Consider the following 8,360-nt stretch of genomic DNA (forward strand, 5'->3'; position numbering starts at 1 on the left):
CGCATGACAGACGCGCCCTGGTGCAGCCCCTGGTTCCAGAAGTTGACCGCATAACGGCTGAGCAGCGCAAAGACCGACCCAACCAGGCAAAGGATCGAGGTCAGGTCCGCCGCCGTATCGTCATTCTCGATCGCCGACCACAGCGCCATGTAGCCCAGGTAGAACAGGAAGAGGATTAGGAAGGTCGTCAGCCGCGGATCCCAGGCCCACCAAGTGCCCCACATCGGCTGCCCCCAGAACGCGCCGGTGGCGAGCGCGATGAGGGTGAAGGTGGCGCCGACCGGCGCTGCGGCGCGGGCGGCGAGCGCCGAGACGTGGTGGCGGCGGATGATCCAGACCAGCGAGGCCACCAGCATCATTGCCCAGGCGTTGATCGCCATCATGGCGGCGGGCACGTGCAGGTAGAAGATCTTGACCGTCGAGCCCTGCCGGAAGTCATCCGGGGTGAAGAAGAAGCCCCAGACCAGCCCGGTCACGAGGCACAGTACCGCCCCGACCGAGATCCACGGCAGGACCTTGTCGGTGGTGCGGATGAATTTGACAGGGTTGGCGTATTCCCAGATCGACATGGCTCTCCCCGTAGCGCAAGTGTCGCAGTGTTTCACCTGAATTTTCCGTCAGGGGCAAGGGTCGTGGCGCCGCAGGGGCTGGTGGGGGCGGCTTAAGCGCGTCTTCGGTTTGCACGGGATGCGCGCGAGGGTTGATATCGGGATTGGGATATCTTCGAAACACAGCATCGCCACCGTCAAGAGCAACGCCGGGCGCCGCCGCGCCATCGCCGGCCCGCGGGATGGCGACCGGGGCGATGATCCTCTTGATTTATCGGCCCCAAATCCGAAGGACCTCGACACGCAGTGCCAAGCGTCACCAAATCGCCAGCCCGGGGGGCGGGCCGGCGATGGCGCGGCGGCTTCGCCTTGATTCCGCGCTAGCATTGCTCGGATGTCAGGCGAAGGCATTGGACCGCGAGCCTCAGCGCAGGTTGATCCGCAGCACTGCCGCGCTTGCAAACGGCAGCAGCGCGATCACCCCGGCGCTGATCCCCGCCAGCATCAAGAGCGGCGTCTGCACCGCAAGCCCCTCGGCCCCGCGCCGCGCCACCTCGGCGCCGAAGATCAGCGTCGGCACATAAAGCGGCAGCACCAGCAGCGACAGAAGCAGCCCGCCGCGCTTCAGACCCACGGTCAGCGCCGCGCCGAAGGTGCCGATCACCGACAGCGCCGGCGTGCCGGCGGCCAGCGAGACCAGCACCCAGAGGTAACCCTCGAGCGGCAGGCTCAGCAGCACCCCCAGCACCGGCGCGGCCAGCACCAGCGGCAACCCGGTGGTCAGCCAATGCGCCAGCGCCTTGATCGAGACGATCCCCTCCATCGGCAGCGGCGCGGTGGCCAGCAGGTCGAGCGAGCCGTCCTCCCAGTCGAGCGCGAAGATCCGGTCGAGCGACAGCAGGCAGGCGAGCAGTGCCCCGATCCACAGCACACCCGGAGCGATGCGCGCGAGCAGCCCTGTCTCGGGGCCGACGCCGAACGGCACCAGCACCGTGACGATGAGGAAGAAGGCGAGGCCAAGGCCAAAGCCGCCGCCGGCCCGCACCGCGAGCCGCAGGTCCCGTGTCAGCAGCGCGATCACAGGAAGGCCTCGTCCTGCAGCGCCGCCCGCGGGCTGGCCTTGAAGGGGGTCACGTCGAACACCTCCGCCTCGGGAATGCCGAGATCGATATGGGTCGCCATCAGCGCCGAGCCTCCGCCCTCCAGATGCCGCCGCACAGCCTGCGCAAAGAGCGCGACAGAGGCGGTGTCGAGCGAGACGGTGGGCTCGTCCAGCACCCAGACCGGGCGCCCGGTCACCATCATCCGCGCCAGCCCGAGCCGGCGCTTCTGGCCGGCGGAGAGATTGCCCGCCAGACGATCCTCGAGCCGCTCCAGATCAAAGTCGCGCAGGGCGGCGGAAATGTCCGTGGTTCCAAAGACCTGCGCCCAGAAGCGCAGGTTCTCGGTGACGCTCAGCATGGCCTTGAGACCGTCGGAATGCGCGGCATAGGCGATGCGCTCTCCGGCGCCCTCGATGCGCCCCGCATAGGGTGGCTGAAGCCCGGCGATGGTGCGCAGCAGCGTGGTCTTGCCCGAGCCGTTCGGCCCGCGCAGCACCAGCGCGCGGCCCGGGGCCAGCGCAAAGCTCACCCCTTCCAGAACCGGCACCCCGCCACGGGACACCGCAAGATCGGTCACGCTCAATGTCATGAAGATGGGAGTAGCGCAGCAGCCGCAGGAGCGGAAGCGTCAAAACCGCGCGGGCCGGGCTTCGCCGCCGCGCGGTGACAGGATCGGCTCACGCGGGGTGGCTCAGACCGGCAGAACCGCCAGCGCCACGCGGCGGCCCTCGCCCAGCAGCACGTTGTAGGTGCGGCAAGCCGACGGTGTGTTCATCACCTCGACGCCGACACCCGCGGCCTCGAGCTTGGCCGAGAGCGCCTTGGGCAGCGGCACCAGCTCGGCGCCGGTGCCGACGAAGAGCACGTCGATGTCGGAGGCGAGATCCAGCAGTGCCGCCTCATCCTCGAGACCGCCCCAGCTGCGCGCGCCCTCGATCGAGACGCAGAGCGCGCCGTCGAGCGGCTGACCGCCGATGCGGAAGAAACCCGGGCCGTAGCCGTCCACCGGCGTCGCGGCGCCGAAGCTCACGTCATTCATCTGCATGGTATTTCCCCTAGTCCCATACCGGCAGCCCAAGAAGGATCGCCGCTGCGATGATCAGGTAAGAAACGACGCGATATTCCCCGTCCCGCGCCGGATCGAACAAGGCCTGACCAAGTTTCGTGCCCAGACCATATGGTAGAAACATGAGGAATCCAAGGGGGATGGCCGAGAGTGTCAGGACGCCCTGCAAGGCCATGAGCGGCAGCAGCAGCGTCGAGGTCACGGTGAGGAAGACCAGGATGGTCGCGCGCGAGCGGGCGACGCTCTCTTGTCCCGCGAGCTGGAACAGGATCAGCACCGGCCCCAGCAGCCCGGTCGCACCGCCGACAAGCCCGGTGGCGCCTGCCACGGCGGCCCGCGCGGCGGGCCCCGGCGTGGTGCGGTAGCGCAGCCCGCTGACCAGCGCCACCAGCGTCACCGTGGCCACCGCGATCACCGCCCAGCGAAGTAGCGTGACGTCGGCCTGCTTCAGCACCCAGATGCCGAGCGCCACCATCGGCAGCGCCGCCAGCACCATCACAGTGGTGCTGCGCCGGTCGACCTGCGGCAGCGCCCGCGGCAGCACGGTGAAGATCGAAACCAGTGTGGCGAGGTTGAAGGAGGCGATGGCGGCCTCGACCGGCAGGAAGATCGTGCCCACCGGCATGAAGACCAGCGCCGCGCCGAAGCCGGCAAAGCCGTAGACCATCCCTGCCACGAAGCAGGTGGCCAGCATCACCCAGAGCCCCGGCGTGGCGAGGCTCTGGGCAAGGATCTCAGACACTCGCGCCGCCGGAGGCCTTCTTGGCGTCGCCTTCGGCTTCCGGCTTCGACCAGTCGCGCTTGACGCCGAGCCAGAGCAGGATGGCCGAGGCCACGAAGATCGACGAGTAGGTGCCGACGAAGACGCCCCAGATCATCGCGAAGACGAAGCCGCGGATCACGTCGCCGCCAAGCGCGAAGAGCGCGAACAGCGCCAGAAGCGTGGTCAGCGAGGTCATGATGGTGCGGCTCAGCGTCTCGTTGATCGACAGCACCAGCACCTCTTTCAGCGGGCGCTTCTTGTACTTGATCAGGTTCTCGCGCACCCGGTCGAACACCACCACCGTGTCGTTGAGCGAGTAGCCCACGATGGTCAGCAGCGCCGCGATGATCGCAAGGTCGAACTTGATGCCGACTTCCGAGAACACCCCGATGGTGAGCAGCACGTCATGCACCAGCGCCGCAACGGCGCCCACGGCGAACTGCCACTCGAAACGCAGCCAGATGTAGATCAGCACCGCCGCAATGGCGAGGCCGACCGCGATGAAGGCGGTCTGGATCAGCTCGCCCGACACTTTCGGGCCAACGCTCTCGACCGAGACGAACTTGATGTCCGGGGCGACCTCCTGCAGCGCCGCCTCGACGGCGGCCACGGTCTCGGCGGTGACCGCCTCCTGCCCGTCCTGCGCCGCGATGCGCACCATGGCGACGTTCTCGTCCGGGCCAAAGGTCGGGTCGAACACCTCGGAGATGGTGCTGTCGCCCAGCCCCAGCGCGCTGATCGCGTCGCGATAGGCGCCGACGTCAACGGGCTGCGCGCTCTCGGTGCGGATGGTGGTGCCGCCGCGGAAGTCGATGCCGTAATTCAGGCCCCGCACGCCGAAGCTGACCATCGCCAGCACGATCATGAAGGCCGAAATGCCGAGCCACAGCTTCCAGTGCTTGAAGAAATCGAAGGAGGTGTCGTCCTTCACCAGTCTCAGATGGCGCATGTCAGATCTCCAGCGTCTTGGGGCGGCGGCGTTCGAACCAGATCACGATCAGCAGGCGCGTGACCCAGATCGCGGTGAACACCGAGGTCACGATGCCGATGCCCAGCGTGATGGCGAAGCCGCGCACCGGGCCCGATCCCATGACGTAAAGGATGATGGCGGTGATCACCGTGGTGATGTTGGCGTCGACGATGGCCGACAGCGCCTTCTCGTAGCCAAGCTCGATGGCACGGGCCGGGCCGCGGGCCGATTTGATCTCTTCGCGGATGCGCTCGAAGATCAGCACGTTGGCGTCGACCGCCATGCCCACGGTGAGCACGATGCCGGCGATGCCGGGCAACGTCAGCGTCGCGCCGATCAGCGACAGGATCCCCATGATCAGGCCGATATTGAGGATCAGCGCCACGTTGGCGAAGAGCCCGAAGAGGCCATAGCTCAGGAACATGAAGAGCAGCACCCCGGCAAAGGCCACGCCGGTGGCGAGCTTGCCCGCATCGATGCTGTCCTGACCAAGCTCGGGGCCGATGGTGCGCTCCTCGAGGAACTCCATCCCCGCCGGCAGCGCACCGGCGCGCAGCAGCACCGCGAGGTTGGTCGATTCCTCGATGGTGAAATTGCCGGTGATGATGCCCGAGCCGCCGGGAATGTGGCTCTGGATCACCGGGGCCGAGATCACCTCGTCATCAAGCACGATGGCGAAGGGCGAGCCGATATTCTCGGCGGTGTAATCGCCGAACTTGCGCGCGCCGCTCGGGTTGAAGCGGAAATTGACCGCCGGGCGGCCGTTCTGGTCATAGCTCGGCTGGGCGTCGACGAGCTCCTCGCCGGTGACCACCGGGGCGGTCTCGAGGATGTAGAACACGCCCTCCTCGTTGAGCGAGGGCAGAACCTCGTTGCCGACGCCGGCGTTTTCGCTGGCGCTCGAGGCGCGGCCAACCACCGGTTGGAAGGTCAGCTGCGCGGTGGTGCCGATGATCTCCTTGAGCTCGGCGGCCGAGCCGATGCCCGGCACCTGGATCAGGATCCGGTCGGAGCCCTGGCGCTGGATCGTCGGCTCACGGGTGCCGACCTCGTCGATGCGGCGGCGGATGATCTCGAGCGATTGCTGCATGGTGCGCTCGTCGGTGGCGCGCTGTTCGGCCTCCGAGAGAGTCACGACGATGTCGCTGCCATCGCCCGCGACCTGCAGGTCGGTGGCGCCGGCCCCGGTGAGCGAGACCACCGGCTGCGCCAGTCCGCGCACCAGCTCGAGCGCGCGGGCCATGCCGTCGGGGTTGGAGATGCGCACCCGCAGGGTGCCGGGATCGGAAGGCTGAAGCCGGATCGTGCCGACCTCGTCTCGGGCGCCGCGAAGCACGTCGCGCACCTCGGGCCAGAGCGCCTCCATGCGCGCGGCATAGACATCCGAGAGCCGCACTTCGGCCAGCAGATGCGCGCCGCCGCGCAGGTCGAGGCCGAGATTGACGAGGTCCGAGGGCAGCCAGGTCGGCCACGCGGCCGCCTGCGCCTCGCGCTCGGGCGTGCTGCCCTGCGCCTCGATCGCCTTCACGGCATCATTGTGCGATTCAACGCGATTATAGAAGAGGTTCGGCGCCGCCAGCACCAGCCCCGCCACCACCAGCGCCCAGATGAGGACGCGTTTCCAGGTATCGATCTGCAGCATGTCGGCGCCTAGGGGCTCAGCTCTCGGCCGGCTCGGTCTTGGACAGGACCTGCGTCACGGTGTTCTGCACCACGCGGACCTTCACGCCCTCGGCGATCTCGACCTCGATCTCGTTGTTGTCCTTGACCTTGGCCACCTTGCCGATGATGCCGCCCTGGGTGACGACCTGGTCGCCCCGGCGCAGCGCCGCGACCATCTTCTGGTGCTCCTTCATCTTCTTCTGCTGCGGACGGATGAGCAGGAAGTACATGATCGCGAAGATCAGGATGAGCGGAAGGAATTGTCCAAGCGCGGCTGGGTCCATGGGCGGGCTCCTCAGATGGAATGAAAGCGGGGGAAGCCCCCGGTCAGGTCGCGCGGAACCTATGTGCGAACGTGGACGGATGCAAGGAGCGTCGGGCGCAACGGCCAGAGGACCGGTTCGATGCCATGGGTGCCGTCGGGTGAGCTGCTTTCGCATGCCACCCGAGCGGCGCCGGGGCCCGGAAACAGGCGCTCGGGTCCAACAAGCATCGAGCATCGAGAGGTTCCGCCACTGCATTGCACACCCAACGCCGAACGCAAGACGGCACCCCCGCGCGACCGACTGCCCCCTTGCCGCCGCCTGCCCGCAGCGCCTAGGCTGAGTTGATGGCCCGCGCCCCGGGCGCAAGAAGAGGTTGAACCGAAATGCGTTTGTTCCTGATCCTCGCCCTCGCGGGCACAGCACTTGCCGGCTGCGAGCGCTGCACTCCCAAGCCCAACGCCAACGTCAACGTCAATGTCGGCACCGGCGGCGTGCGCACCGGCGTCAATGTCGGACAACGCTGCGGCCCGGTCTATGTCGGCATGAGCGCCGGGGAGTATTACCACCCCAACTGGTGGTGACGCGACGCCACATCGCCGGCGCCCTCGCGGCGCTGGCCCTCGCCCTGCCCGTCCCGCTCGCCGCGCAGGACGCCGAGACCCGCATGATGACGCCGCGCGCGGGCGAGCTGCCCGCCGTCGCCCGCGACAAGCTCGCGGACTGGAAGGCCGTGGGCCGGCTCAACACCCGCGGCGTCAGCCGGCTTGGCATGTGCAGCGCCGCGCTCGTCGCTCCCGACACGCTGCTCACCGCTGCCCATTGCCTCGCCGGCCCCGATGGCAACCCGACCGCCCCCGAGAGACTGCACTTCGCCGCGGGCTGGTATGGCGGCGAGTCGGCCGCCGACAGCCCCGTCGCCTCCTACGAAGTCCACCCGCAGGCCTATGCCCATGTGCAGCTCGACGTCGAGCACGACATCGCGCTGGTCTACCTCGCCGAGCCGATCACGCAGGTCGCCCCCTTGCCGGTGGGCAGCGCCCTCGCCCCGCCCTTCGCGCTGGCGGGCTACCATGATCACCGCCCGCACCGGCTCTCGGCCCGGTTTGATTGCGAAGGGCGCCCGGTCCACAAGCTGCTCTTCGTCGACTGCCCCGTCCGCCCCGGCAATTCCGGCGGCCCTGCCCTCAGCGGTGGCCCTGAGTGGCGGGTGATCGGCGTGGTCTCTGCCTCGGCACGCGGCAATGCGCTGGTGGTTCCGGTCGACGAATGGGTGCGCGCGCGCCTGTTGCAGGGCGCCCCCTACACCTCCGAGTGAAAAGAGGGCATAACCGCCGCGACTCGAACCCGAAAAGAAGGACAAGGGACGATGCACGACATCCGCGCCATCCGAGAAAACCCCGCCGCTTTCGATGCGGCGCTGTCTCGCCGCGGGATGGAGCCGCAATCGCCCTCGGTCCTGAAGCTCGACGAAGCGCGCCGCGCGGCGATCCACGCCGCCGAAACCGCGCAGGCCGAGCAGAAGAAGGCCGCCAAGGACGTGGGCGCCGCCAAGGCCGCCGGCAACGAGGAAGAATTCGAACGGCTGCGCGCCCTCGTGGGCGCCAAGAAGGCCGAGGTCTCCGAGATGCAGGACCGCGCCAAGGCGCTCGACGCCGAGCTCGACGCGCTGCTGATGGGCCTGCCCAACCTGCCCTTCGACGATGTGCCGGACGGCGCCGACGAGGACGACAACGTCGAGATCCACCGCTGGGGCACCCCGGCCAGCTTCGATTTCGCGCCGAAGGAGCATTACCAGCTCGCGGGCGTGCAGAAGGGCATGGATTTCGAGACCGCCGCCAAGCTCTCCGGCTCGCGCTTCGTGGTGCTCTCGGGCGGCGTCGTGCGCATCCACCGGGCGCTGGCCCAGTTCATGCTCGACACCCATATCGAGGAGAACGGCCTTACCGAGACCTGGACCCCGGTGCTGGTGCGCGAAGAAATGA

Annotated in this window: 11 protein-coding genes; 3 read left to right on the forward strand and 8 right to left on the reverse strand. The window is 68.0% G+C overall.

All coding sequences use genetic code 11. The features are described 5' to 3' along the window. The 8 genes from ccmC to yajC all read right to left on the reverse strand — a co-directional run. A partial coding sequence (gene ccmC, locus AC6RA4_RS20625; protein WP_500163536.1) for a heme ABC transporter permease CcmC occupies window positions 1-569 on the reverse strand: 569 nt, incomplete at its 3' end. Window positions 570-972: 403 nt separating this feature from the next. After that, window positions 973-1,629, reverse strand: coding sequence for a heme exporter protein CcmB (gene ccmB / locus AC6RA4_RS20630; RefSeq protein ID WP_500163538.1), 657 nt, complete (start codon window positions 1,627-1,629; stop codon window positions 973-975). Further along, window positions 1,626-2,240 carry a heme ABC exporter ATP-binding protein CcmA gene (ccmA, locus tag AC6RA4_RS20635; RefSeq protein WP_500163539.1) on the reverse strand — a complete coding sequence of 205 codons (615 nt, stop codon included), beginning with the start codon at window positions 2,238-2,240 and terminating at the stop codon, window positions 1,626-1,628. The genes ccmB and ccmA overlap by 4 nt, the downstream gene beginning before the upstream one ends. A 102-nt stretch (window positions 2,241-2,342) precedes the next feature. Next, the gene (locus tag AC6RA4_RS20640; RefSeq protein WP_500163540.1) at window positions 2,343-2,696 is read right to left on the reverse strand and encodes an Mth938-like domain-containing protein; all 354 of its coding nucleotides are present in this window, start codon (window positions 2,694-2,696) and stop codon (window positions 2,343-2,345) included. A gap of 10 nt (window positions 2,697-2,706) precedes the next feature. Then, window positions 2,707-3,459 carry a sulfite exporter TauE/SafE family protein gene (locus AC6RA4_RS20645; RefSeq protein ID WP_500163542.1) on the reverse strand — a complete coding sequence of 251 codons (753 nt, stop codon included), beginning with the start codon at window positions 3,457-3,459 and terminating at the stop codon, window positions 2,707-2,709. Further along, entirely contained in the window at window positions 3,452-4,429 is a 978-nt protein-coding gene (gene secF, locus AC6RA4_RS20650) for a protein translocase subunit SecF (RefSeq protein ID WP_500163544.1), read from the reverse strand. The genes AC6RA4_RS20645 and secF overlap by 8 nt, the downstream gene beginning before the upstream one ends. Before the next feature lies 1 nt (window position 4,430). Further along, window positions 4,431-6,092 carry a protein translocase subunit SecD gene (secD, locus tag AC6RA4_RS20655; protein ID WP_500163546.1) on the reverse strand — a complete coding sequence of 554 codons (1,662 nt, stop codon included), beginning with the start codon at window positions 6,090-6,092 and terminating at the stop codon, window positions 4,431-4,433. A gap of 16 nt (window positions 6,093-6,108) precedes the next feature. Beyond that, window positions 6,109-6,396 (reverse strand): preprotein translocase subunit YajC, encoded by a 288-nt coding sequence (gene yajC, locus AC6RA4_RS20660; RefSeq protein WP_222604789.1) that lies wholly within the window; start codon window positions 6,394-6,396, stop codon window positions 6,109-6,111. Between the two features lie 365 nt (window positions 6,397-6,761). Here yajC and AC6RA4_RS20665 point away from each other — a divergent pair, with 365 nt between their 5' ends. The 3 genes from AC6RA4_RS20665 to AC6RA4_RS20675 form a co-directional block, all read left to right on the forward strand. Next, window positions 6,762-6,959 carry a hypothetical protein gene (locus tag AC6RA4_RS20665; RefSeq protein ID WP_500163547.1) on the forward strand — a complete coding sequence of 66 codons (198 nt, stop codon included), beginning with the start codon at window positions 6,762-6,764 and terminating at the stop codon, window positions 6,957-6,959. Continuing rightward, complete coding sequence (locus AC6RA4_RS20670; protein ID WP_500163549.1) at window positions 6,956-7,693, forward strand: trypsin-like serine peptidase; 738 nt, start codon at window positions 6,956-6,958, stop codon at window positions 7,691-7,693. Before AC6RA4_RS20665 ends, AC6RA4_RS20670 begins: the two co-directional genes overlap by 4 nt. A 51-nt stretch (window positions 7,694-7,744) precedes the next feature. Beyond that, on the forward strand, window positions 7,745-8,360 hold a 616-nt coding region (locus AC6RA4_RS20675), incomplete at its 3' end, for a serine--tRNA ligase (protein ID WP_500163550.1).

Source organism: Salipiger sp., assembly GCF_059781815.1.

Excerpts from the sequence above, each read along its gene's own strand:
- yajC (WP_222604789.1), bottom strand. The coding sequence starts at position 6,396 with ATGGACCCAGCCGCGCTTGGACAATTCCTTCCGCTCATCCTGATCTTC.
- AC6RA4_RS20640 (WP_500163540.1), bottom strand. The coding sequence starts at position 2,696 with ATGCAGATGAATGACGTGAGCTTCGGCGCCGCGACGCCGGTGGACGGC.
- AC6RA4_RS20665 (WP_500163547.1), top strand. The coding sequence starts at position 6,762 with ATGCGTTTGTTCCTGATCCTCGCCCTCGCGGGCACAGCACTTGCCGGC.
- ccmA (WP_500163539.1), bottom strand. The coding sequence starts at position 2,240 with ATGACATTGAGCGTGACCGATCTTGCGGTGTCCCGTGGCGGGGTGCCG.
- secF (WP_500163544.1), bottom strand. The coding sequence starts at position 4,429 with ATGCGCCATCTGAGACTGGTGAAGGACGACACCTCCTTCGATTTCTTC.
- secD (WP_500163546.1), bottom strand. The coding sequence starts at position 6,092 with ATGCTGCAGATCGATACCTGGAAACGCGTCCTCATCTGGGCGCTGGTG.